The 22,241-nt window shown below is 68.0% G+C and carries 22 protein-coding genes; 10 read left to right on the plus strand and 12 right to left on the minus strand.

The window, feature by feature from the left end; translation table 11 throughout:
- The first annotated feature begins 172 nt into the window (after nt 1-172).
- A complete protein-coding gene (locus H1Q64_RS12275; RefSeq protein ID WP_237903714.1) occupies nt 173-1,972 on the plus strand; it encodes a PHA/PHB synthase family protein in 1,800 nt (599 codons plus the stop codon).
- A gap of 178 nt (nt 1,973-2,150) precedes the next feature.
- Here the strand turns inward: H1Q64_RS12275 and H1Q64_RS12280 are convergent, their stop codons facing one another.
- From H1Q64_RS12280 to H1Q64_RS12305, 6 genes are all read right to left on the minus strand, one after another.
- Complete coding sequence (locus H1Q64_RS12280; protein WP_014240251.1) at nt 2,151-2,738, minus strand: OmpA family protein; 588 nt, start codon at nt 2,736-2,738, stop codon at nt 2,151-2,153.
- A gap of 213 nt (nt 2,739-2,951) precedes the next feature.
- Nucleotides 2,952-3,470: a gamma carbonic anhydrase family protein gene (locus H1Q64_RS12285; protein ID WP_145702136.1), complete on the minus strand. Its 519-nt coding sequence runs from the start codon at nt 3,468-3,470 to the stop codon at nt 2,952-2,954.
- 35 nt (nt 3,471-3,505) lie between these two features.
- Complete coding sequence (gene argC / locus H1Q64_RS12290) at nt 3,506-4,558, minus strand: N-acetyl-gamma-glutamyl-phosphate reductase (protein ID WP_237903715.1); 1,053 nt, start codon at nt 4,556-4,558, stop codon at nt 3,506-3,508.
- Between the two features lie 135 nt (nt 4,559-4,693).
- Entirely contained in the window at nt 4,694-5,176 is a 483-nt protein-coding gene (gene rpsI / locus H1Q64_RS12295) for a 30S ribosomal protein S9 (RefSeq protein WP_014240248.1), read from the minus strand.
- Between the two features lie 4 nt (nt 5,177-5,180).
- Nucleotides 5,181-5,645 (minus strand): 50S ribosomal protein L13, encoded by a 465-nt coding sequence (gene rplM, locus H1Q64_RS12300; RefSeq protein ID WP_014240247.1) that lies wholly within the window; start codon nt 5,643-5,645, stop codon nt 5,181-5,183.
- A gap of 196 nt (nt 5,646-5,841) precedes the next feature.
- Entirely contained in the window at nt 5,842-6,312 is a 471-nt protein-coding gene (locus tag H1Q64_RS12305; RefSeq protein WP_237903716.1) for a PaaI family thioesterase, read from the minus strand.
- A gap of 259 nt (nt 6,313-6,571) precedes the next feature.
- Between H1Q64_RS12305 and H1Q64_RS12310 the strand changes: the two genes are divergently transcribed.
- The 4 genes from H1Q64_RS12310 to H1Q64_RS12325 all read left to right on the plus strand — a co-directional run bounded on the left by H1Q64_RS12310 (nt 6,572) and on the right by H1Q64_RS12325 (nt 10,021).
- Entirely contained in the window at nt 6,572-7,378 is an 807-nt protein-coding gene (locus tag H1Q64_RS12310) for an enoyl-CoA hydratase (protein ID WP_137140458.1), read from the plus strand.
- Entirely contained in the window at nt 7,375-7,893 is a 519-nt protein-coding gene (locus H1Q64_RS12315; protein ID WP_237903717.1) for a CoA-binding protein, read from the plus strand. Before H1Q64_RS12310 ends, H1Q64_RS12315 begins: the two co-directional genes overlap by 4 nt.
- Nucleotides 7,894-7,911: 18 nt before the next feature.
- Nucleotides 7,912-9,201: an O-acetylhomoserine aminocarboxypropyltransferase gene (locus H1Q64_RS12320; protein WP_237903718.1), complete on the plus strand. Its 1,290-nt coding sequence runs from the start codon at nt 7,912-7,914 to the stop codon at nt 9,199-9,201.
- Nucleotides 9,202-9,358: 157 nt separating this feature from the next.
- Nucleotides 9,359-10,021: an SPOR domain-containing protein gene (locus H1Q64_RS12325; RefSeq protein ID WP_237903719.1), complete on the plus strand. Its 663-nt coding sequence runs from the start codon at nt 9,359-9,361 to the stop codon at nt 10,019-10,021.
- A gap of 4 nt (nt 10,022-10,025) precedes the next feature.
- Here H1Q64_RS12325 and H1Q64_RS12330 read toward each other — a convergent pair whose 3' ends face one another.
- Nucleotides 10,026-11,240, minus strand: coding sequence for an MFS transporter (locus tag H1Q64_RS12330; protein WP_237903720.1), 1,215 nt, complete (start codon nt 11,238-11,240; stop codon nt 10,026-10,028).
- Between the two features lie 121 nt (nt 11,241-11,361).
- Nucleotides 11,362-11,676 (minus strand): divalent-cation tolerance protein CutA, encoded by a 315-nt coding sequence (cutA, locus tag H1Q64_RS12335; protein WP_237903721.1) that lies wholly within the window; start codon nt 11,674-11,676, stop codon nt 11,362-11,364.
- A 78-nt stretch (nt 11,677-11,754) separates the two neighbouring features.
- Here cutA and H1Q64_RS12340 point away from each other — a divergent pair, with 78 nt between their 5' ends.
- Complete coding sequence (locus H1Q64_RS12340; RefSeq protein WP_237903722.1) at nt 11,755-12,039, plus strand: hypothetical protein; 285 nt, start codon at nt 11,755-11,757, stop codon at nt 12,037-12,039.
- A 95-nt stretch (nt 12,040-12,134) separates the two neighbouring features.
- Complete coding sequence (locus H1Q64_RS12345; RefSeq protein ID WP_237903723.1) at nt 12,135-12,662, plus strand: isopentenyl transferase family protein; 528 nt, start codon at nt 12,135-12,137, stop codon at nt 12,660-12,662.
- A gap of 16 nt (nt 12,663-12,678) precedes the next feature.
- Here the strand turns inward: H1Q64_RS12345 and H1Q64_RS12350 are convergent, their stop codons facing one another.
- Together H1Q64_RS12350 and H1Q64_RS12355 are read right to left on the minus strand one after the other, a co-directional pair.
- Nucleotides 12,679-16,029, minus strand: coding sequence for a PAS domain-containing protein (locus tag H1Q64_RS12350; protein ID WP_237903724.1), 3,351 nt, complete (start codon nt 16,027-16,029; stop codon nt 12,679-12,681).
- Nucleotides 16,030-16,087: 58 nt separating this feature from the next.
- Entirely contained in the window at nt 16,088-16,354 is a 267-nt protein-coding gene (locus H1Q64_RS12355) for a hypothetical protein (protein ID WP_237903725.1), read from the minus strand.
- 283 nt (nt 16,355-16,637) lie between these two features.
- Between H1Q64_RS12355 and H1Q64_RS12360 the strand changes: the two genes are divergently transcribed.
- The gene (locus H1Q64_RS12360; RefSeq protein ID WP_237903726.1) at nt 16,638-18,089 is read left to right on the plus strand and encodes an FAD/NAD(P)-binding protein; all 1,452 of its coding nucleotides are present in this window, start codon (nt 16,638-16,640) and stop codon (nt 18,087-18,089) included.
- Nucleotides 18,090-18,107: 18 nt separating this feature from the next.
- Here H1Q64_RS12360 and H1Q64_RS12365 read toward each other — a convergent pair whose 3' ends face one another.
- Entirely contained in the window at nt 18,108-18,599 is a 492-nt protein-coding gene (locus H1Q64_RS12365) for a cupin domain-containing protein (protein WP_237903727.1), read from the minus strand.
- 155 nt (nt 18,600-18,754) lie between these two features.
- Here H1Q64_RS12365 and H1Q64_RS12370 point away from each other — a divergent pair, with 155 nt between their 5' ends.
- Nucleotides 18,755-19,399: a dienelactone hydrolase family protein gene (locus H1Q64_RS12370; protein WP_237903728.1), complete on the plus strand. Its 645-nt coding sequence runs from the start codon at nt 18,755-18,757 to the stop codon at nt 19,397-19,399.
- A 77-nt stretch (nt 19,400-19,476) separates the two neighbouring features.
- Complete coding sequence (locus tag H1Q64_RS12375) at nt 19,477-20,352, plus strand: alpha/beta hydrolase (protein ID WP_237903729.1); 876 nt, start codon at nt 19,477-19,479, stop codon at nt 20,350-20,352.
- 19 nt (nt 20,353-20,371) lie between these two features.
- Here the strand turns inward: H1Q64_RS12375 and H1Q64_RS12380 are convergent, their stop codons facing one another.
- A complete protein-coding gene (locus H1Q64_RS12380; protein WP_237903730.1) occupies nt 20,372-22,057 on the minus strand; it encodes a methyl-accepting chemotaxis protein in 1,686 nt (561 codons plus the stop codon).
- Between the last annotated feature and the right edge of the window lie 184 nt (nt 22,058-22,241).

Raw genomic sequence — 22,241 nt, forward strand, 5'->3', positions numbered from 1 at the left:
TTCATACGAGAGGTGTATGACGGACCCCGGCTCGAACGGACATGGCATAAGCTGTCCGGGATGCCAGGACCGGAACGCACTCCGACCGAACAGACTTCCGGCAGGCACTGTATAAACCGCACAACGTCCCTCCTGAAGCCTAAAACTCGCCTAAAGAAGAAGGACCGCACCAATGGCCGAAAACCAGGCCCCTGACGTCAAGCTTCCCGACCCGGTGGAGATGTCGCGGGCGATGACCCGCATCGCCGAGCAGAGCCAGCGGCTGGTCACCGACTTCCTGTCCCGTCAGGCCTCGGACGGCGTTGGCGCGAAGAACCCCGACCCGATGGGCGTCGGCCATGCGTTCCTGGAAATGACCACGCGCATGATGGCCGACCCGGCCAAGCTGATGAAGGCGCAGATGACGCTGTGGCAGGACTACCTGACCCTGTGGCAGCGCACCACCCAGCGCTTCTTCGGCCAGGAGGCCCAGCCGGTCATCGCCCCGGCGAAGGACGACCGCCGCTTCAAGGATTCGGCCTGGGACGAGAACACCCTGTTCGACTTCATCAAGCAGTCCTACCTGCTGTCGGCCCGGTGGATGCAGTCCACGGTCAACGAGGTGGATGGGCTGGACGACCACACGGCCAAGAAGGTCGACTTCTACACCCGCCAGTTCGTCGACGCGATGGCGCCCTCCAACTTCGTCATGACGAACCCGGAGGTGCTGCGCACGACCATCGAGACGGGCGGCGAGAACCTCGTCAAGGGGCTTGAGCATCTGCTGAAGGACCTGGAGCGCGGCAAGGGCGAGCTGCGCATCTCCATGACCGACTACGACGCCTTCCAGGTCGGCAAGAACATCGCCGTCACCCCGGGCAAGGTCGTCTTCCAGACCGATCTGATGCAGCTCATCCAGTACACCCCGACCACGCCGGAGGTGAACAAGCGGCCGCTGATGATCGTGCCGCCCTGGATCAACAAGTACTACATCCTGGATCTGCGCGAGAAGAACAGCTTCATCAAATGGGCGGTGGACCAGGGCCACAGCGTCTTCGTCCTGTCCTGGGTGAACCCGGATGAGAAGCTGGCCCAGAAGGGCTTCGAAGACTACATGTTCGAAGGCGTGCTGGCCGCGCTGGACGCCATCGAGAAGGTGACCGGCGAGAAGGACGTGAACGCCATCGGCTATTGCCTGGGCGGCACGCTGCTGGCCTCCACCCTGTCCTACATGGCGGCCAAGAAGGACGACCGCATCAAGTCGGCCACCTTCTTCACCACCATGCTGGACTTCACCGAAGCCGGCGAGCTGTCGGTCTTCATCGACGAGGAGCAGCTCACCATGATCGAGAGCCAGATGGCCCAACAGGGCTACCTGGACGGCTCGAAGATGGCGACCACCTTCAACATGCTGCGCGCCAACGACCTGATCTGGTCGTTCGTCGTGAACAACTACCTGCTCGGCAAGGACCCGTTCCCGTTCGACCTGCTCTACTGGAACAGCGATTCGACCCGCATGCCGGCGGCGATGCACAGCTTCTACCTGCGCAACATGTACCAGAAGAATCTTCTGGCGCAGCCGGGAGCGGTGACGCTGGGCGGCGTGCCGATCGACCTGCGCAACGTGAAGACCCCGTCCTTCTTCCTGTCGGCCCGCGAGGACCACATCGCGCCGTGGAAGTCCACCTACATGGGCGCCCACCTGTTCTCCGGCCCGGTGAAGTTCGTGCTGGCCGCCTCCGGCCACATCGCCGGCGTGGTGAACCCGCCGGCCGCCGGCAAGTACTGCTACTGGACCAACGCCAAGCTGCCGAAGGCCTCGGACGACTGGCTGGCGTCGTCGGAGCAGACCCCCGGCTCCTGGTGGCCGGAGTGGAACAACTGGGTCTCCACCTTCTCCGAAGGCAAGGTCCCGGCGCGCAATCCGGAAAAGGGCGGCCTGCCCGTTCTGGAAGACGCCCCCGGCTCCTACGCCAAGGTGCGCATCGTCTGATGTTCCGAATCCTGAGGGCGGTCCCCCGCCCTCAGGATGCCCGGAACCGTCGGCGCGGCGGACCACAAGAGATGGCCCATAAGAAAAGGCCCCGGACCATGGTCCGGGGCCATTTCTTTGTCGGCGAAAGCCCCGGACCGAGGTCCGGGGCTCCGTGTCCCGAAAGGGAACCTGCGCCTTACGACGACGGGGCGTTCGCACCGCGCGGCAGGATCTGCGCACGACGGTTGGACGGCTCGCGGACGTTCGGGCCGGTCTGCACCAGGAGCTGGCTCTCGCCCTTGCCCTCGGTGGTGATGGCGCCGGCGGCGATGCCCTTGGAGACGAGGGCCTGCTTCACCGCCTCGGCGCGACGCACCGACAGACGCTGGTTGTAGGCCGGCGAACCCGAGGTGTCGGTGTGGCCGACGACATGGACGCGGGCGTTGGCGCCCTTGCCGATGGCGGCGGCCGCATCGCCGATCACGCGATCGGCGGCCGGGGTGACGTTGGCCTTATCCCAGTCGAAGAACACGAGGTATTCGGTCTGGGCGCGGGCGGCCGGGGCCGGGGCAACCGCCGGAGCGGCGGCCGGCGGGCACTTGAAGCTGCCCTGGTGGGTGGCGTAGCCGCCATCCGCCGTGCGGACCGGGGTGTCGTTCCAGCCGATGACCGGGTTGCACCACTCGGCGGTGTCAGCGCTCTGGGCCTGAGCCCCGGCGGTCAGGCCGAAAGCGACGACGGCGGCCGGCACGACGGCCATGGTAGCGCGGAAGAAGCTGTTCATTTCTCCACTCCCTTAGAGACACACTCCCTACCGCTTGGTTCGCGGAGGACGAATCGCACAAACGATAGGACATATCGCGTGCATGTAACGTGACAAAACGCGAAACATGTGGGGTTTGTCCACGTACAAACATACCCTCCGGAAGTCCTACACGTTTCGTGCCGGCGTCACTGTTGCTAGTATGCCACAGTGCTGCGACGCACTAAAGAGGTATTAGCCCTCTCTGTAGATTTGAGCAAGCCGCACGTAGTTCCGGATGTTTACCGGGAAGAAAGATGTGTCCTTTTCCGTAAGTGCACGCACGGGTCTTGCGGGACTTCCGGCCCAAAGTTGCCCCGTTGCCACACGCTTCCCGGGGGTCACCAGAGCCCCGGCGGCCACCATGGCCCCCGACTCGACGTAGGCACCGTCCATGACGCAGGCCTGCATGCCGATGAAGCAGCCGCTCTCCAGCGTGCAGGCGTGCAACAGGGCCATGTGGCCGATCGACACGTCATCGCCGATGTAAGTCCCCTGCCCCGCCGACGCGACGTGAATCACGGTACCGTCCTGGATGTTGGTGCGCGCACCGATTCGGATCTCGTTCACGTCGCCGCGGATCGTGCAGCCGAACCAGACGCTGCTGCCCGGCCCGATCTCCACGTCGCCGATGACCGAGGCCGTCGGCGCCACATAGACGCTGGGGTCGATCTTCGGATGCGTGCCCTGGAAGGGCAATATCAGGCCGGACATCGCAGGCAACTTTTCCTCAGGCTGTTTCTCTTCGGTCACGGGAACAGCGGGGCCTGCTCCAGGCCGGTCGTCTCGCCCAGGCCGAACATGACGTTCATGTTCTGGATGGCTTGGCCGGAAGCGCCCTTCACCAGATTGTCGATGACCGAGACGATGATGGCGCCGCGCGGGGTGCGGTCGGGGAAGACGCCGATCAGCGCTTGGTTGGAGGCGCGGACGTGGCGGGTCGCCGGGGCGATGCCCGCCGCCGTGACGTTTACGAAGGGCTCCGATTCGTAGCGCGCGGTCAGCGTGGCGCGCAGGTCGTCGGCGGTGACCCCGTCGGTCATGCGGACGTAGATCGTCGCCATCATGCCGCGGTTCATCGGGACGAGGTGCGGCGTGAAGCTGACCGTCACCGGACGCCCGGCGGCCAGCCGTAGCTCCTGCTCGATCTCCGGCATGTGGCGGTGGTGGCCGACGCCGTAGGCGTTGAAGCCCTCCGACACCTCGGTGAAGAGGTTCTGCTGCTTGGCGTCGCGCCCGGCGCCGGAGACGCCCGACTTGGCGTCGATCACGATCCCGCCCGGCTCGATCATCTCGTCCATCAGCAGCGGCAGCAGGGCCAGCAGCGAGCAGGTGGGGTAGCAGCCGGGGTTCGCGACCACGCGCGCCTTGCGCACGCCCTGCCGGTTGAACTCGGTCAGGCCGTAGGCGACCTCCTTCTGAAGCTCGACGGCGCGGTGCTCATGCCCGTACCAAGTGGCGTATTCGGCAGGGTCGGACAGGCGGAAATCGGCGGACAGGTCCACCACCTTGATGTGGCGCGGCAGGCCGGCGATGACCTCCTGCGTGGTGCCGTGCGGCAGAGCGCAGAAGACGGCGTCCAGCTTGTCCCAGGCGACCTCCTCGATCTTCACGAGGCCGGGCAGGGTGAATTGGCCCAGATGCGGGAACACCTCCGCCATGGGCTTCCCCGCCTGTCGCTCGGCCGTCAGCGCGCAGATCTCCACACCGGGATGGCGGAGAAGCATGCGCACCAACTCGGCGCCGGTGTAACCGGACGCGCCAAGAATGCCGACACGGATGGGGGAAGTGCTGTTGGCCATGGACGCTGTTCCTTTTGACGCACGGGGATGGGCACGGAACGGTGAAGAGAAGTGAAACAGACCTGAAACAAGAAAGGGGCGTCCCGTCGGGACGCCCCTCGCTTGTACAGCAGTAACGCGGGTCCGCGGTAGGCTTTAGCGCTTCGAGAACTGGAAGCTGCGGCGGGCCTTGGCCTTGCCGTACTTCTTACGCTCGACGACGCGGGCATCGCGGGTCAGGAAGCCGGCAGCCTTCAGCGGCGGACGGAGCGCCGGCTCGAAGTAGGTCAGCGCCTTGGAGATGCCGTGGCGAACCGCGCCGGCCTGACCGGACAGACCACCGCCGGCCACCGTGACCATCACGTCGAACTGGTCGGCGCGGTCGGTGATGCCGAACGGCTGGGCGATCATCATGCGCAGCACGGGGCGGGCGAAGTAGACTTCCTGATCGCGGCCGTTGATGACGATCTTGCCGGAGCCCGGCTTGATCCACACGCGGGCGACGGCGTCCTTGCGCTTGCCGGTGGCGTAGGCGCGGCCCTGGGCGTCCAGCTTCGGGGCGACCACTTCGGCGGAGGCGGCGGCCGGAGCGGCAGCGATGTCCTTCAGGCCGGAAAGGGTGGTGGTAACCTGAGCCATTGGATTACGCGCTCCGCTTATTCTTCGGGTTCATGGCCGCAACGTCGAGAGCGACCGGCTGCTGCGCCTCGTGCGGGTGGGCGGCGCCCTTGTAGACCTTCAGGTGGGTCATCACCTTGCGGCCGAGCGGACCGCGCGGAACCATGCGCTCCACGGCCTTCTCGATCACGCGTTCCGGGTACTTGCCGTCCAGGATCTGGCCCTTGGAACGGCCCTTGATGCCGCCCGGATAACCGGTGTGCCAGTAGAAGATGTCGTCCTGGCGCTTGTTGCCGGTCAGCTTGACCTTCTCCGCGTTGATCACGACGACATGGTCGCCGCAATCCATGTGCGGGGTGAAGGTCGGCTTGTTCTTGCCGCGCAGGATGTTCGCCAGGATGCTGGCAAGCCGGCCGAGAACGAGGCCGTCGGCATCGACGACGTACCACTTCTTCTCGATGTCGGTCGGCTTCAGATTGAAGGTCTTCATCGCCACACTCGTTGACTAAACGTGGATCGGCGGGCCACCGAAACTGGACGTTCAATCCCCGGGGCGCCGAAGCGGCCGGTGTTGTACGCAGCGCACGGGGACTCTGTCAACGGAAAAATATCTCTTTTATATCAACGGCCTACGGTCGCGGTATCATTTTACCGCGAAAGCAAAGTCATTGATATCATTGGATTTTTCAGGCGTTCTCCGGATCATGGTATCTTGATACCGCGAGCGTCACCGGGTCGTGCGGCGGAATCGAGTAGGTGCCGGTGGCGTGGGCGACCGGCTCCAGATCGCCCTCGGAGAACAGCAGGACTTCGCCGTAGGCCAGCCGCTTGCCCATCTTCAGGATCCGGCAATCCGCGGTGATGGCGACCGGCGCCGGGCGGCGCAGAAAGTTAATGGTCATGCTGGTGGTCACCGCCAGTTCCACCCGCCCGATCAGGCTGAGCACGGCGGCGTAGAGCGCCACGTCGGCCAGCCCGAACATCGCCGGCCCGGTCACCGTGCCGCCGGGACGGACGAAGCTGTCGTTGTAGGGCAGCTTCATGCGCACGGTCCCGGCGCCGAGCTGCTCGATGGTGATCCCGTAATTGCCGACCAGCGGCACGCCCTCGCGAATCAGGGCTTCCAACTCCTCGGCGGACACGACCGGCGCGCTCATTCCCTCACCCATGGCTTTTCTTATGAAGACCCGATCATGGCGGACATTGCCCGGCCCGCCAAGCGCATCGCGGCGTCGCCCATTTCACACAACTATCCAGCGATAAATGGTATTAAATCTATAAAATTAATCAACAAATAGGTTGAGTTGTCCGCCTTGGCACCATTAGATGATCGGACCACACGCCCGGTTCCGTGGCGGGGGCGGTCGGGGTACTGTTCCCGCCAACGATCAAAACATCCGGGAGGATTGGACAGCGATGAACGACACCCCGCCCCTCATCGGCGACTCCGCGCCGTTGGTTCTCCGCGAGGACCGCGACGGGGTCGCCACCCTGACGCTGAACCGCCCGCAGGCGCGCAACGCCCTGTCCGTCGGGCTGATGGGCGCGCTGCAGGCGGAGCTGGACGCCATTCACCAGGACCCCGCGGTCCGCGCCGTGGTGCTGGCCGGGGCCGGGCCGGCCTTCTGCGCCGGGCACGACCTGAAGGAGATGCGCGCCAACCCGGACCGCGCGGCCTATGAGTCGCTGTTCGTCCAGTGCTCCAAACTGATGCTGACGGTCAGCCGGCTCCGCCAGCCGGTGATCGCCAAGGTCCACGGCATCGCCACGGCGGCGGGGTGCCAGCTCGTCGCCACCTGCGACCTCGCCTATTGCGCAGACACGGCGCGATTCGCCACGCCGGGCGTGAACATCGGCCTGTTCTGCTCCACTCCCATGGTGGCACTGAGTCGCGCCGTGGGGCGCAAGGCGGCCATGGAGATGCTTCTGCTCGGCGACTTGATCGGCGCCGACGAGGCGGCGCGCATCGGCCTCGTCAACCGTGCGGTGCCGGCCGACCGGCTCGACGCCGTGGTGGCGGAGGCCGCCGGCAAGATCGCCGCGAAGTCGCCGCTGACGCTCGCCATCGGAAAGGAGGCCTTTTACCGCCAGATCGAGCTGGACGTGGAGGAGGCCTACGCCTACGCCGCCCGCGTGATGACCGAGAACATGCTGGCCCGCGATGCCGAGGAGGGCATCGACGCCTTCCTGCAGAAGCGCCCTCCGGTGTGGTGCGGCCAATGAGCGGCCCCGTCCCCTCGCACGACGGCTACAGCGACGAGTTCATCCGCCAAGTCCTGGATCGGGTGAAGACCATCGCCCTGGTCGGCGCGTCGAACGACCCGGTGAAGGCCAGCTTCATCGTGCTGAAGTACCTGCGCGACAAGGGCTACCGGGTCATCCCCGTCAACCCGAAGCTGGCCGGCCAGACCATCCTCGGCGAGCGGGTCTATGCCAGCCTGTCGGAGCTGCCGGAGCCGCCGGACATGGTCGATGTCTTCCGCAACGCCGCCGCCGCCGCGGGCGTGACGGACGAGGCCATCGCCATCGGCGCCAAGGTGGTGTGGATGCAACTCGGCGTCCGCAACGACGAGGCGGCGGCGCGGGCCGAGGCGGCTGGGCTGACCGTGGTCATGAACCGCTGTCCCAAGATCGAGCTTCAGCGCCTGTTCCACGAGATCGGGCGCATCGGCGTCAACTCCAACATCCTGACATCCAAGAAGGCCGCACCGGCCAAATCCTTCAAAAAACTGATGTAAAAAGCAGAGGAAGCCATCATGAGCGAGCAGAAGTCCTTCGGTTTCGAGACCCGCGCCATCCACGCCGGCGCCGCTCCCGACCCCGCCACCGGAGCGCGCCAGACGCCGATCTACCAGACCACCAGCTTCGTCTTCGACGACGTGGACGACGCGGCCTCGCTGTTCAACCTCCAGAAGGTCGGCTTCATCTACTCCCGCCTGACCAACCCGACGGTGTCGGTGCTGGAGGAGCGGCTCGCCAACCTGGAAGGCGGCGCCGGGGCCACGGCCACCTCCTCCGGCCACGCCGCGCAGCTGCTCGCCCTGTTCCCGCTGATGGAGCCGGGCGACGAGATCGTCGCCTCGCGCAAGCTCTACGGCGGCACGCTCAACCAGCTCGGCACCAGCTTCCCGCGCGCCTTCGGCTGGAAGTCCGTCTTCGTGGACACCGACCAGCCGGAGAACGTCCGCGCCGCCATCACCGCGAAGACCAAGGCCATCTTCGTGGAAAGCCTCGCCAACCCCGGCGGCGTGGTCACCGACCTGGAGGCCATCGCCATGATCGCCGACGAGGCCGGCATTCCGCTGATCGTCGACAACACGCTGGCGACCCCGTACCTGATCAACCCGATCCAGTGGGGCGCCACGCTGGTCGTGCATTCGACCACGAAGTTCCTGTCCGGCAACGGCACCTCGGTCGGCGGCGTGGTCATCGACAGCGGCACCTTCGACTGGAGCAAGTCCGGCAAGTTCCCCGCCCTGTCGGAGCCGGACGCCGGCTATCACGGGCTGAAGTTCCAGGAGACCTTCGGTCATCTGGCCTTCACCATCCACGGTCACGCCGTCGGCCTGCGCGACCTCGGGCCGAGCCAAGCGCCGCTGAACGCCTTCCTGACGCTGAACGGCATCGAAACGCTGCCGCTGCGCATGCAGCGCCACAGCGACAGCGCCCTGAAGGTCGCGCAGTTCCTGGAAAGCCATCCGGCGGTGGGTTGGGTCAGCTACGCCGGGCTGGAATCCTCCAAGTACAACGCGCTCGCCAAGAAGTACCTGCCGAAGGGGGCCGGCGCCGTGCTGACCTTCGGCGTCAAGGGCGGCTTCGATGCGGGCGTGAAGGTGGTGGAGAACGTCCAGCTCCTCAGCCATCTCGCCAACATCGGCGACAGCCGGTCGCTGATCATCCACCCCTCTTCGACCACGCACCGCCAGCTGTCGCCGGAAGGTCAGGCCCAGGCGGGCGCCGGTCCGGACGTGCTGCGCCTGTCCATCGGACTGGAGAGCGTCGAGGACATCATCGCCGACCTCGACCGCGCGCTGTCCGCCGCCTGATGCCGGCGTCCCTCCGTCCGACGCGGGTTTCGCCCCGGCGGACGGAGGATACCCCGCAAGAGGTAGACGTGACGCGAAGGGCTGAGCGCTGGCCGTTCCATTGACCTCCGCAGGTCATAGCACCGACCCTGATGCGAACAGGGTGGGGAAGCGGGGCATGAGCGGACGGCTCAGGCGGGGAGTGGCGGCGGTCGCGCTGGTGGGGCTGGGCGGCTGCGCGGGGGCGCCGGTGGCTATGACCGCCGCGTCCTTCGCGGTCGACGGGCTGCTGTATGTCGGAACCAGCAAGAGCAGCACCGACCACATGCTGTCGGCCATGCTGCAGCAGGATTGCGCGACCTTCCGCGTCCTGAGCCAGGGTTATGTCTGCAAGCCTGTGATCGTGCCGGTTGTCCGCAGTGCCGAGAGCGTGCCGGTTCCCCTTCCGGAAACGGAACCGTCGCCCGCCCCCGCAACGCCACCGCCCGCACCGCTTCCGGTGACGGCGGAGGTGGAGATCGCCGTGCTGCCGCCGATGCCGCGCCCCGCCGAACGGCGCTTTCTCGTGGTGGCGGGCAGCTTTTCGAAGCGTGGGCAGGCCGAAGCCCAGCGCGCGCGGCTGGGCCATCCGGAGGCCGACATCGTGGCGGCCGACGTGCAGGGCCGGCGCATCCACCGCCTCGTCCTGCCGCCGGAGGACCGCCCGACCGCCCTGCGCCGGCTGGCCGAGATCCGCGCCGCCGGGGTTGGTGACGCATGGCTCCTGACCTGGAAGGGGCGGACGGTGGTCGCCGATCTGCCCGGCGACGCGCCCTACCCCAGCCTGCCGGACAAAATGTGACCCGTTACTCCGCTGCCGCCATCGGGACCGCGGCGGGCTTGGCCGGAGCGTCACGGTCGCGCGGCAGGAGCAGCGCCGCCGCGAAGGCGATCAGCGCCAGAACCGACAGCGTGATGTAGAGCATGACGAATTCGCCCGTCCGCTCATAGACCAGGGCGACGAGCTGAACGGCCAGGGGGCCGGCGCCGAAGGACAGGATAAACTTGGCTCCGTAGGCCAGCCCTCGGTGCTTCTCCGGGGTGTAGCGGGCGAGCAGGAGGTTTTCTGCCGGGATCTGCACCTGGGAGGCTACGACGACCAGCGCCGCCGCACCGACCAGCGGCAGGTCGGCCAGGACCGCCACGGCCGCCATCATCGGCACCTGGACCAGCAGGCACAGGGTGTAGATGCGCTTCAGCGGGTACTTGTCCGCCAGATGCCCGCCGACGAGCTGCGGCAGGGCGGCGAACAGATAGACCGCCGTCACCACGCCGCCGACGCCCAGCGTGCTGCCGCCGAGCAGATCGCTCAGCCGTGCCTCGAACAGCTTGGGCAGCACCACCTGCATGGCATTGAACATCAGCCCGGCGCAGACCATCGTCACCGACAGAACGAAGAAGGCGCGGATCACGTCGCCACGCGAGGCCTTGGGGATTGGCTTCACGTCGCCCTGGCGATCCTCGACCTTGCCCAGCGCGATCAGCAGGGCCAGCGCCACGCCCAGCCCCAGACAGATCGCCCCCGGAATCAGGAAGGCCGAGCGCCAGCCCAGCCATTCCGTCAGGCCTCCGGCCACCACCGCCGCCGAAGCGATGCCGACGGTGCCGAAGATGCCCTGGTAGCCCAGCGCCTTGCCGCGGTTGGTGGCGTTCTTGACCATCCAGGCCATGCCCACCGGGTGGTAGATGGAGGCGCCGAGGCCAAGCACCGCCAGCGCCCACAGCAGCGCCTCCGGACCGTCGGTCAGGCCGCAGGCGATGGTCCCCGCCCCGGTCAACAGGAAGAAGACCGCCATCATCCGGCATTCGCTCCAGCGGTCGCCCAGCCAGCCGGCCAGCGGCGCGCCGACGCCGATCATCAGCGCGCCCAGCGTCCACAGCCGGATCAGCTCGTCGTAGGGCAGCTTCCATTCCCGTTCCAGCACCAGGACGACCGTCAGGAACAGGGCCGTTACGATGTGCATCAGCGCGTGGCCGATCCAGGAAAAGCCGATCGACAGCCGCGCCGATGTGTCGGTCATGGAAATTCTCCGCATCCGGATGATTTGCGCTTGAAAGCAACCCTTGCGAAACTGGCACGCGGGTCGGAGGCGGTCCAATGCGCCGCCGTCATGGCGGGCATGCGGTGAGTCACTTCGGCGGTCAGGCGGTCTCGTCGTGCAGCCAGTCCAGATAGGCCGGGTTGCCGCGCCCCACCCTCAGCTCGACCACGCAGGGCACGTCATAGCTGTGCAGCTCCCGCACCCGCGCGGCCAGCCGGTCGAACAGCTCCGCCCGCGTCTTGGCGATCAGCACCGTTTCCGTGGCTTCCTCGATGGAACCCTGCCAGCGGTAGATGGAGGTCATGCCGTCAAAAATGTTGGCGCAGGCGGCCAGCCGCTCCTCGACCAGCGCGCGGCCGATGCGCCGGGCCTCGTCCCGCGATCCTGCGGTGATATAGGCGAAGACGAATTCCATGGCCGAACCCTTTCGATGTAGAGTGCCCGAATCTTGCCACAGGCCGCAGGGCCGCAACATCTTCCGAGGCGACAAACCATGGCCGCACCCCGACGCAGCACGTCCCGACGCCGCCCCACCGAGGCGCAGGCGGCGTGGCTGCGCAACGGTCTGGACCAGCCCGGCGGCAAGCTGCCCCTGTTCGACGGCGACGGCCAACGCGTCAAGCGCCTGACCATCGAAAGCTGTCTGAAGTCCGGCTGGGCCGAGCGCTGGTTCCACAATCCGCTGAAGCCCGACTGGCTGGTCTGCCGCCTGACCGACGCCGGCCGCTCCGCCGTCGCCCCCCGCCCCGCCACGAAGGAACTCGTCCAGGCGGAGTGACCGCCGGACGGGTGACGATCCACCCCATGCGCACCATGTTGCGGTCCGCGAACGATCGCGGCCCGACCGGCTTCGTTTCGTGACGGTATCACTCCATGCAGCTCTCCGACCTCGGCCCCCGCATTTGCATTCTCGGGCCGTCCAACAGCGGAAAATCCACGCTTGCCGAAGCGATCGCGCGGCGGAACGGCTTTCCCGTCGTCCATCTCGACCGGCTGTACCATGCCCCCGACACCGATTGGCGGCCACGCCCGACCGACGAGTTCATCGCCCTGCACGACGCGGCCATCGCCGGCGAGCGTTGGGTCATGGAGGGCAACTACTCACGCTGCATTCCGCAGCGCTTCCGGCGGGCGACGGGCCTGATCCAACTGGACGTGCCCATGCCGCTCAGCCTGCTGCGCTACTTCCGCCGAACCCTGTTCGAGCGGGAACGGCGCGGCGCGCTGGAGGGCCGCCGGGACAGCATCAAGTGGGAGATGATCCGCCACATCGCCGTCACCACCCCGAGAAACCGGGCGAGAAACCTGCGGACCTTCGATCAGGCCGACCTGCCGAAGATCCGGATCGACTCCGCGCGGGACCTGAACGCGTGGTATCGGCGCTGGGGCCTTACGCGATAAGGTCCCAGCGCACGCCTCACGCCGGCACGGCCTTCAATTGCTGGTCCACCGCCGCCGCCAGTTCACGGGGGGTCACCGGCTTGTGGATCACCGTCAGCCCGTGGGCGGTGGCGTCCAGCAGACAGTCCGGCGCCGTCTCCCCGGTCAGGATCACCCCGGGAACTCCGCTGCCGTAGCGCTCGCGCACGCGCAGGATCACCTCGGTTCCGATCCGCCCCTCGCGCAGCCGGTAATCGGCGATCACGATGTCGGGAACGCGAGTCTGTGCCGACAGACGCTCCATGGCCTGATCGGCGCTGCCCGCCGCCAGCACCGCATACCCCCACTCCGTCAGGATCAGCTGAAGGCCCATCAGCACGATGGCGTCGTCGTCCACCAGAACGGCAAGGCGGCCCTGCCCCATCCCCGGCGCCGCACTCCCCGCCCCCGCGGCGGCGGCGACCACCGATTCGCCCAGCGGCACCAGAACCCGGAAGGCCGAGCCCTTGCCCTCCGCGGAGCGCACCTCCACCGGGTGGTCGAGCAGCCGCGACAGGCGCCGCACGATGGCGAGGCCGAGGCCGAGGCCCTGGTTGCGGTCCCGCTCCGGGTTGCCGACCTGATGGAACTCCTCGAAAATCCGCTCCAGATGATCGTCGGGAATGCCCATTCCGGTGTCCTGGACGACGATCGACAGGAACCGCCCGTCCGGCCGGCACTGCACCCGCACGAGCCCGCTGTCGGTGTAGCGGATGGCGTTCTCGACCAGATTGCGCAGCAGCCGGCCCAGCAGCGTGCGGTCGCTGCGCACCCGCCCGGCGGCGACCTCCACCTGCCAGCCGATGCCCTTGCCTGCGGCGACCGGCGCGTAGGCGGCGCGGATCGGGTCTAGCACCTCCGCCACGTCGAAATCCTCGAACACCGGCGTCACCACCCCGGCGTCGAGGCGCGACACGTCGAGCAGGCTGTCCAGAAGCCCCTTCAACGCGTCCAGCCCTTGCTCCAGATGGGTCAGGATCTTGCTGCCCGCGGGGGACCCGACATGGGCCGACAGGGCGGCGGCGAAGAAGAACAGCGATTGGAGCGGTTGGCGCAGATCGTGGCTGGCCGCGGCCAGGAACTTCGACTTGGCGAGGTTGGCGCGCTCCGCCTCGTCGCGGGCGGAACGCAGCTCGGCCTCCATCGCCTTGCGCTCGGTGATGTCCTCGGCGACGGTGATGCGGTAGGCCGGCTCCGTGCCGGTGATCCGGGCAAGCGACGAGGTCACCCGCACCCACACCGCCCCGCCGTCCTTGCGGCGGTAGCGCTTCTCCAGGGCGTAGCTGACCAGCTCGCCGGACAGCAGCCGCTCGATCAGCCGGTCCTCCGTCGGCAGGTCCGCCGGGTCGGTGATGTCGCGGTAGGTCCGCCGTAGCAACTCCTCGCGCGGGTAGCCGACGATGTCGCAGATCTTGGCGTTGACGTCGAGGATGCGGCCATCCAACCCCACCCGCTCGATGCCCACCGCGGCCAGTTCGAAGACCGACCGGAAGCGTTCGTCGCTCTGCCGGCGCGCCGTCTCGGCCCGGCGCAGGTCGGTGACCTCCATCACGACGGCACCGACCGCCGCGACCTTGATCCCCTCATGAACGGGGAACAGGGCGATCAGCCAATGGCGCGTCACGCCCGGTTCCTTGGGCGTCTCCCCCATGATTTCCCGGTAGGGGATCGGCTCGCCGGTGTCGAAGACCCGGTCGATCAGCGGCTCGACGCTGGCCCCGATGACGGGAAGAAGGTCCGCCAGCGTGCGGCCCATATGGGCCTCCGCCAGGATGCCGTTGCTAACGGCCAACTGCTCGTTGATGCGGATGTAGCGGCGCTCGCGGTCGAAGAAGGCGAAGCCGACCGGCGCGTTCTGCAGCAGGCCGTTCAGCTGGGCGAGCAGCGCGCTTTTCTCCCGGTTGGCGGAGGTCAGCGCCGCCTCCCCCCACTTGCGGGCAGTGGTGTCCTGGAAGAAGACAGCCAGCCCGTCGGGTGACGGGAAGGCGCGCACGGCGAACCAGGATTCGAAGGCCGTGCAATACTCCTCGAACTCGACGGGCGTCTGATCCCGCATGGCGCGGCGGTAGTTCTCGCCGAACGCGCTGGCGGCGACCTCCGGGAAGATGTCCCACAAATCCTGGCCGATCAGGTCGCGTCCCCCCGAGATCAACGTCCGGGCGCGCTCGTTGATGAAGGTGATGCGCCAGTTGCGATCCACCTCGAACACGCCGTCGGTGGTGCTGCCCAGAACGGCGGCCATCTTGTGGACCCGCGCGTTGGCCTGCTCCCGGATTTGCTGCTGGCGCGCAAGTTCCTCGGCCATGCCGTCGAAGGCGCGGGCCAGCGTGCCGAGTTCGGACGACTGCCTCGCCACACCGCTGCGCGCCGTCAGGTCGCCGGCCTTCCAGCGCTCCGCCGTCGCGACCAGGGCTGCCACCGGCCGCCGCAGGAACCGGCTGGCGCCCCACCAGACGGCGAGCAGCGTCAGCAGCAGCACGGTGGCGATGCCCGTCATCGCCTGAACCATCGCGCCGCGGATCGGTCCCAGCGCCTCGCCCTTGTCGAGGCAGACCACGACGCCGACGCCGTCCAGGCTCCGGCCGGTCGGCTGATAGGCGACGATACGCGGCCGTCCATCCGGCCCAGTCACCTCGGCGACGCCGGGGGCATCGCGGGAGAGCAGCGCGATAACGGATGGGGACAGCGTGCCATTCGCATCCGTCTGGTTCGGCCCCGTCTGGCTGGGCAGGGGCGGCACCTGGGCGACCACCCGGTCGCGGCGATCCACCAGCGTGATCCGCGCGCTGTCGGACAGCGGCCGCTTGGACAGGAAATCGGCGATCCAGGAGATGTCGGTCATCGCCGTCACGACGCCGGCGGCCCGGCCCTCCGCGTCTTTGAAGGCCAGCGCGACGGGCATGGCGGAGCGCCCGTCCGTCCGGCGGAAGACATGCTCGCCCAGCGTCATCCGGCCGCTGTCCAGCGCGTCGCGGAAATAGTCGCGGTCGGCGATGGAAATCCCCAGCGAGGTGCGGTCGGTCGAGCAGCGCACCACCCCGTCCAGCCCGGCGATCACGATGCCGAGATGACCGGGATACGACGCGCGCAGATCGTCCATCAGCGCCTGACAGGCCGGAGAACCGGGCGCGCGCGCCGGGTCGGCCTTCACCAGCGTGCTCAGCACCTGCCGCAGCCCGTCGATCATGCGGTGCTGTTCTGCCTCGAACAGCGCGGCGAGGTGCAGGGCGTCCCGCCCCACCTCGGCCTCCCGCGCGGCGCGCAGGGCCAACTCGTTCTTCACCTCGATGACGGCCGCCGGGATCATCGCCACGAAGACGAGCAGCAACAGACGGTGAAGAAGGCTCATGAAGGACGGCTTTCGGTAAATGATGCCGTAAGACCGTGCGGGATGCGGGATGCTCTCGTCAACGGGCGCTGGTGGGGGTACGGGTGGCCTTCCACACGCCGGAGCGTTCGGCCCCGGCGGCGATGCGGCGGTCGGCGATCTCCGACTCCTCCACCTCAGCGATCCCGGCGTGCTTCAGGGCGCGCAGAAGGACGCTGCGGACGGTCGTTCCCTCCTCCTCCGCGCGGCGGCGGACGGCGCGCTTGACGCTCTGCGGCACCATGGCGGCCAGCTGCACGTCGGGTTCACGCGCCGCGGACGGAGCCTGGTCGGCCTCGTCCGGCATGGCATTGGACGAAATGGCATTGGGCGAAATGGCATGGGCGGGTCGGAAAGGGTGGTTGCGCATCGGTCCTGCCGTACATGGTTCGAACGTACGAAACCCTCTCTGCTTATAGTTAATTTCTTGTTAACTATGATTCCGCCAACGCTGTCCGGAGGGAGATGATACACCGGAATAGCGGTTGACCTGTACAATCCTGCACCGAACAGTGGCCGGCTGGGCCTCCCGGCGCCGCAGCGCCGGATCACCGCCCCTTTCGTACGGCCAGAGCAGAGGAGCGCCGACGTTGTCAGCACGCCCTTCGAAACGCCGCATCGCCATCATCGGGGCCGGCTTCACCGGCAGCGTCCTCGCCGCGCACCTGATGCGTCGCGCCGATGAGCCGACCAGCCTGCACCTGATCGAACGCACGCCCAGCGTCGGCGCCGGGCTCGCCTACTCCACGCCCAACGCCGCGCATCTTCTGAACGTGCGCGCCTACAACATGAGCGCCTATCCGGATGACCCGCGGCACTTCCTCCGCTGGCTGTGGGCGCAGGACGACGGGGCCGGGGCGCCGCCGCCCAGCGGCCACGCCTTCGTCTCACGCGCCCGCTATGGCGCCTACATCCAGGACGTCCTGCGGGAGGCCGTGGCTATGGCCCCGCCCCACGTCTCGCTCACCGTGTCGCAGGCGGAGGCGGTGGACATCGCGTCGGACGCGCGGGGCACCCGGCTGCGGCTGGGCAACGGGACCAGCCTGTCGGTGGACACGGCGGTTCTGTGCGTCGGCAATTTCGCCCCCTCGCCGCCGCCGGTCCCGGCACCGGAGGTCTACGCCTCCAGCCGCTACGTGGCCTCGCCCTGGGACTGGCCGGCGCTGGGCACGATCGCTTCCGACGCACCCGTTCTGATCCTGGGGACCGGACTGACCATGGTGGACACCGTGCTGTCGCTGGAGGACCAGGGGCACCGCGGCCCGATCGTCGCCCTGTCGCGCCGCGGCCTGCTGCCCCAGACGCACGAGGAGACGCGGCCCTTCAAGAGCTTCATCCACCCGCAGGTGATGCCGCGCACCGTGCTGGACGTGCTGATCGCCCTGAAGGCCGACGTCCGCCGCGCGCGGGAGACGGGGTTCGACTGGCGATCGGCCTTCGACGCGCTGCGGCCCTACCATCACCTGATCTGGAGCCACCTGCCGACCGAGGAGCGACGGCGCTTCCTACGCCACGTCCGCCCCTATTGGGAGGTCCATCGCCACCGCATCGCGCCGGAGGTGGCGGCCCGCATCGCCGCCCTGTGCGCGAACGGGCGGTTGACCATCCGCGCCGGCCGCCTTCAGACGCTGAGCCTCGTTCCGAACGGGGTGGAGGCGACCGTCCGCGCCCGCGGGGCGGAAGGAACCGTCTGGACCCGGACGGTGGGGGCCATCGTCAACGCCACCGGCACCGAATGCGACTTCAGCCGGATCGCCCATCCGCTGGTCAAGGCGCTGCTGACGCGCGGTCTGGCGCGGCCCGATCCGCTGCGGCTGGGGCTGGACGTCACCATGGACGGCGCCCTGATCGGCGAGGATGGGCAGGCGTCGGACCGGCTGTTCGCGCTCGGCCCGGTCAGCCGGCCGCCCTTCTGGGAGATGACCGCGGTGCCCGAACTGCGCAGCCAATGCGCCCGGGCCGCCCAGCACATCACCCAGTTGCGGCGATCCGCCTATCCACTGGCGGAGCCGGCGTTTCTCGGCGCGCGGGCGGTGCCCTGACCGGATGGGAGCCCCCGCTCACCAGGGGGTGCCATCGCGATGCGTGAAGAGATCCGTCACGCTGTCGTAGCGCAGATCCTCGTCCGGGTAATGCGCTTCGTCCCCCGCGCTGCGGTCGCCGACCTCCAAGTAGGTCGCCGGCCCGTCGGAGCGGTTGACGAGTTGGTGCCCGTTGGGCTTTCCGGCCGGGAAGCCGGCGCACATGCCGGGACGCAGGACCGTCTCTCCGGCGTCGGTGACCAGGGTCAGTTCGCCGTCCAGCACATAGACGAACTCGTCCTGGCGGGTGTGCCAGTGCCGCAGGGCGGAGGCGGCGCCCGGCTCCAGCCGGGTCAGGTTCACGCCGAAGTTGGTGATCCCCAGCGGGTTGCCCAGCCGCTTGCGCAGGCGCCCGGCAACCGCCGCGCGGAACGGCTCCGGATAGTCGGTGGCGCCGAGCTTTGCCCCGACTGCGGCGGGATCGAGCACTGGGGCAGTGGGCGGCGCGTTGGGCGGGGCTTCGTCTGACAAAGGTGGGTCTCCCTTCACCGGGGAACGATACCGATCTCTGGATTCGGTCGGAGATCGTCACTGTAGGCCATCGGGCACGGACCGACCATCCGGCCTGTTAAGCCACCGGCCGGGCACCTCATCGGGGCAAGGCCCAACGAAAGGGGGAAAGGCGCATGGAGACGACGCTCTACATTCCACCGCTCGGCCTTGCGGGCCGGTTCGACGCGCCCGCAGATTTCGCGGCGGCGGTAATCTTTGCCCATGGCACCTCCAGCGGACGGATGAGCCCGCGCAACGTCCGCGTCGCCGCACGATTGCGCGAGGCCGGATTCGCCACGCTGCTGATTGACCTGCTGACCGAGGGGGAGAAGGCCGACCCGGCCAACCAGTTCGACGTCCACCGCCAGTCCGAGCGCCTGCTGCTGGCCGTCCGCCACCTGCGCGCGACTACTGCGGTGGAGCGCAAGCCCATCGGCTTCTTCGGCGCCGGGTCCGGAGCGGCGTCGGCGCTGATCGCGGCCGGGCGCGCCGCGGAGCATGATGGCGTTGGTGCCGTGGTCTGCCGCGGCGGACGGCCCGATCTGGCGGAGGAATGGCTGAACGCCGTCGCCGCTCCCACCCTGCTGGTGGTCGGCGGCAAGGACGCCCCGGCGCTGGACCTCAACAACGACGCCTTTACCCGGCTGCACTGCACCAAGGCGCTGGAGGTCGTGCCGGGGGCCGGCAGGCTGTTCGAGGAAACGGGGAAGCTGGATCAGGTGGCGGATTCCGCGCGTTCCTGGTTCACCACCCATCTGCTCAAGGCAGCCAACGGCTGAGCGCGGGTCGACAGCGGAAGCGATGCGGGCTACCTCTGGTTTCCCTGCCGCATCGCAGCATCCGGATCGGACCGCCCATGCCCCAGCTCGAAATCCTCAGCCGCCGCCCTGCCGGACCGGTGAAGCCCGTGCCCCTGCTGTTCGTCCATGGCGCCTTCTGCGGCGGCTGGATCTGGGACGAGCATTTCCTGCCCTGGTTCGCCGAGCAGGGCTGGGAGGCGCACGCCGTGTCCCTGCGCGGCCACGGCGCCAGCGAGGGGCGGGAGCGCCTGAACAGTTTCGGTATCGCCGACTATGTGGATGACGTTCTGAGCGCGGTGGAGGCCTGTTCGGCGCCGCCGGTGCTGGTCGGCCATTCCATGGGCGGCATGGTGGTCCAGCGGGCCTTGATCCGCCGCCGCTTCCCGGGGGCGGTCCTGATGGCCTCCGCCCCGCCGCACGGCCTGCTGGAGTCCTCAATGCGGCTGGCCTGGAGCGATCCCTACGTGTTCCAGCAGATGGGCATGCTGATGACCTTCTCCAACGGCATCGAAGCGGAGGCGGTGCGCCGCGCCATGTTCTCCGACCGGGTGCCGTTGGAGTTGGCCAAGCGCTACGAGCCGCTGATGCAGGAGGAGTCGCAGCGCGTGCTTCTGGACATCGGCGGTTGGATTCCCTTCCCGCTCCTGCCGGCCCGCGGCGCCCGCGTGGCCGTGCTGGGCGCGGAGGAGGACCGGCTGATCCCCAAGGATCAGGTCGGGGCCACCGCCCGCGCCTTCCGGACGGAGCCGGTGTTCTTCCCGGAGATGGGGCACAGCATGATGCTCGAACCCAGCTGGGAATCGGTCGCCCGCCACGTTGCGGACTGGGTGGAAACGGCCGTTCTGGAGAAACAGGCGTTGGATAAGGCGGTGCCGAAGAAGACGGCTCCAACGGCGGTCCCGGACGCGGGCACGCGCGCCGCCGCCGACTGACGTCCCGGCGCGCCGCCGTTCACTGCGTGCGCAGGGTCCGCAGGAAGCCGCCGATCTCGCCGTTCAGGGTTTCCGACTGCTGGGCCAGTTGCCGGGACGCCTCCAGCACCGCGTAGGCCATCTTCCCGCACTGGTCGGCGGCGGCGGTGACGCCGGAGATGTCGCGTGCCACCTCGCGGGTGACGTCGGCGGCCTGCTGCACGTTGCGGCTGATTGCTTGGGTCGCTGCCCCCTGCTCCTCCACCGCCGACGCGATGATCGTGGCGATGCCGTTCACCTGCTCGATCACCTGCGCCACGCCGCCGATCTCCGCCACCGCCTCGCCGGTCGCGGACTGGACGCCGGCGACCTGGGCGGCGATCTCCTCGGTGGCGCGGGCGGTCTGGCTGGCGAGGCTCTTCACTTCGCCGGCGACCACCGCGAAGCCCTTGCCGGCCTCGCCCGCGCGGGCCGCCTCGATGGTGGCATTGAGCGCCAGGAGGTTGGTCTGCGCCGCGATGTCGTTGATCAGGCTGACCACGGTGCCGATCCGTCCGACCGCCTCGGCCAGCCCGGTCACCTTGCCGGTCGCCCGCTCCGACGCGATGGCGGCGTCCCGCGCGATGCGCGAGGCGTCGGCGACGCGGCGGCTGATCTCCCCCACCGAACCCGACAGCTGCTCCGTCGCCACCGCGACCGTCTGCACGTTGACCGAGGTCTGTTCCGTCGCCGTCGCCACGGCGCCGGCCAACCGGTCGGTCTGCCCGGCGGCGCGGGTCATCTCCTGGGCCTCGCGCTCCATCTCCTCGGTTTCGAGCGACACCGACTTCATCACCTCGCCAACGCTCCGCTCGAACCGCTCGGCGAGACCGGCGAGGGTGCGGCGCTTGTCCTCCTCCGAGCGGCGCAGCGTGGCGGCCTGATCAGCCTCCAGACGCTTCTTCTCCTCGGCGTTGCTCAGGAACACGCGGGCGGCGCTGGCCATGGCGCCGATCTCGTCGCGACGGGTCGCCTCGGGAAAGGCGACGGAAAGATCACCGTCCGCCAGGGCGTGCATGCGGGAGCTGAGGCTGCGGATCGTGGCGCTGAGCCGCACCCCGACCAGCGCAATCAGGCAGACCGCCGGCACCGCCAGAAGACCGGCCACCGCCAGAACGGTCCACAGCGTGCTCAGGAAAGCGCCGCGGATGTCGTCGATGAAGACGCCCGTCCCGATGTAGATGCCCCAGGGCTGGAAGATCTTGATGTAGGACAGCTTCGCCGCCGTCTCCTCGCTGTTCGGGGCGACGTTCCAGAAGTATCCGTAGGTCCCCTCCCCCGTTGTCCTGGCGATTCGCGCCATGTCCATCAGGATCGGCGCGCCCTTGGCGTCCTTCACGCCGGACACTTCCTGCCCCATCAGCTTCGGGCTGGGATGGGCGAAGCCGAAGCCGTCCAGGGTGATCGCGAACAGATATTCCTGCCCGTCGTAGCGCATGCCGAGAAGCGACCGCTTGAAACGGGCCTGGGCCTCTTCCCGCGTGATCTGGCCGGCGGCGGCCTCCGCCTCGTAGGCAGCGGCCATGCTGTGGGCGGCCTCCACCATGAAGCGCAGGGACTGGACGCGGTCCTCGTGCATGCGCTGGTAATTCAGCCAGAGGCCGGCGCCGACGACGGCCGCCGACGCGATGCTTGCCAGAGCCACCAACCCCCAGAGCTTCGAGCGGATGGACAAATTATCGAACATGACAACCCTTCCGACAAATGCGCGCCGATGACCGATTGCGCGCCGGCCGTTCGGCCATCGGAATGCTATAAGAGAAATCGTGACTCATTCATTAATAGTTTTACTTGATCGAATCAAAAGACTGAGCGTTGATCATAGACCTTTCGTTGCGGACGTTTTGTTTGTTCTGTCAGAAAATTGATGT

This window comes from Azospirillum brasilense, from assembly GCF_022023855.1.
In the GTDB taxonomy this organism is placed as follows: domain Bacteria; phylum Pseudomonadota; class Alphaproteobacteria; order Azospirillales; family Azospirillaceae; genus Azospirillum; species Azospirillum brasilense_F.

Excerpts from the sequence above, each read along its gene's own strand:
- H1Q64_RS12275 (WP_237903714.1), top strand. The coding sequence starts at position 173 with ATGGCCGAAAACCAGGCCCCTGACGTCAAGCTTCCCGACCCGGTGGAG.
- H1Q64_RS12280 (WP_014240251.1), bottom strand. The coding sequence starts at position 2,738 with ATGAACAGCTTCTTCCGCGCTACCATGGCCGTCGTGCCGGCCGCCGTC.
- H1Q64_RS12285 (WP_145702136.1), bottom strand. The coding sequence starts at position 3,470 with ATGTCCGGCCTGATATTGCCCTTCCAGGGCACGCATCCGAAGATCGAC.
- argC (WP_237903715.1), bottom strand. The coding sequence starts at position 4,558 with ATGGCCAACAGCACTTCCCCCATCCGTGTCGGCATTCTTGGCGCGTCC.
- rpsI (WP_014240248.1), bottom strand. The coding sequence starts at position 5,176 with ATGGCTCAGGTTACCACCACCCTTTCCGGCCTGAAGGACATCGCTGCC.
- rplM (WP_014240247.1), bottom strand. The coding sequence starts at position 5,645 with ATGAAGACCTTCAATCTGAAGCCGACCGACATCGAGAAGAAGTGGTAC.
- H1Q64_RS12305 (WP_237903716.1), bottom strand. The coding sequence starts at position 6,312 with ATGAGCGCGCCGGTCGTGTCCGCCGAGGAGTTGGAAGCCCTGATTCGC.
- H1Q64_RS12310 (WP_137140458.1), top strand. The coding sequence starts at position 6,572 with ATGAACGACACCCCGCCCCTCATCGGCGACTCCGCGCCGTTGGTTCTC.
- H1Q64_RS12315 (WP_237903717.1), top strand. The coding sequence starts at position 7,375 with ATGAGCGGCCCCGTCCCCTCGCACGACGGCTACAGCGACGAGTTCATC.
- H1Q64_RS12320 (WP_237903718.1), top strand. The coding sequence starts at position 7,912 with ATGAGCGAGCAGAAGTCCTTCGGTTTCGAGACCCGCGCCATCCACGCC.
- H1Q64_RS12325 (WP_237903719.1), top strand. The coding sequence starts at position 9,359 with ATGAGCGGACGGCTCAGGCGGGGAGTGGCGGCGGTCGCGCTGGTGGGG.
- H1Q64_RS12330 (WP_237903720.1), bottom strand. The coding sequence starts at position 11,240 with ATGACCGACACATCGGCGCGGCTGTCGATCGGCTTTTCCTGGATCGGC.
- cutA (WP_237903721.1), bottom strand. The coding sequence starts at position 11,676 with ATGGAATTCGTCTTCGCCTATATCACCGCAGGATCGCGGGACGAGGCC.
- H1Q64_RS12340 (WP_237903722.1), top strand. The coding sequence starts at position 11,755 with ATGGCCGCACCCCGACGCAGCACGTCCCGACGCCGCCCCACCGAGGCG.
- H1Q64_RS12345 (WP_237903723.1), top strand. The coding sequence starts at position 12,135 with ATGCAGCTCTCCGACCTCGGCCCCCGCATTTGCATTCTCGGGCCGTCC.
- H1Q64_RS12350 (WP_237903724.1), bottom strand. The coding sequence starts at position 16,029 with ATGAGCCTTCTTCACCGTCTGTTGCTGCTCGTCTTCGTGGCGATGATC.
- H1Q64_RS12355 (WP_237903725.1), bottom strand. The coding sequence starts at position 16,354 with ATGCCGGACGAGGCCGACCAGGCTCCGTCCGCGGCGCGTGAACCCGAC.
- H1Q64_RS12370 (WP_237903728.1), top strand. The coding sequence starts at position 18,755 with ATGGAGACGACGCTCTACATTCCACCGCTCGGCCTTGCGGGCCGGTTC.
- H1Q64_RS12375 (WP_237903729.1), top strand. The coding sequence starts at position 19,477 with ATGCCCCAGCTCGAAATCCTCAGCCGCCGCCCTGCCGGACCGGTGAAG.
- H1Q64_RS12380 (WP_237903730.1), bottom strand. The coding sequence starts at position 22,057 with ATGTTCGATAATTTGTCCATCCGCTCGAAGCTCTGGGGGTTGGTGGCT.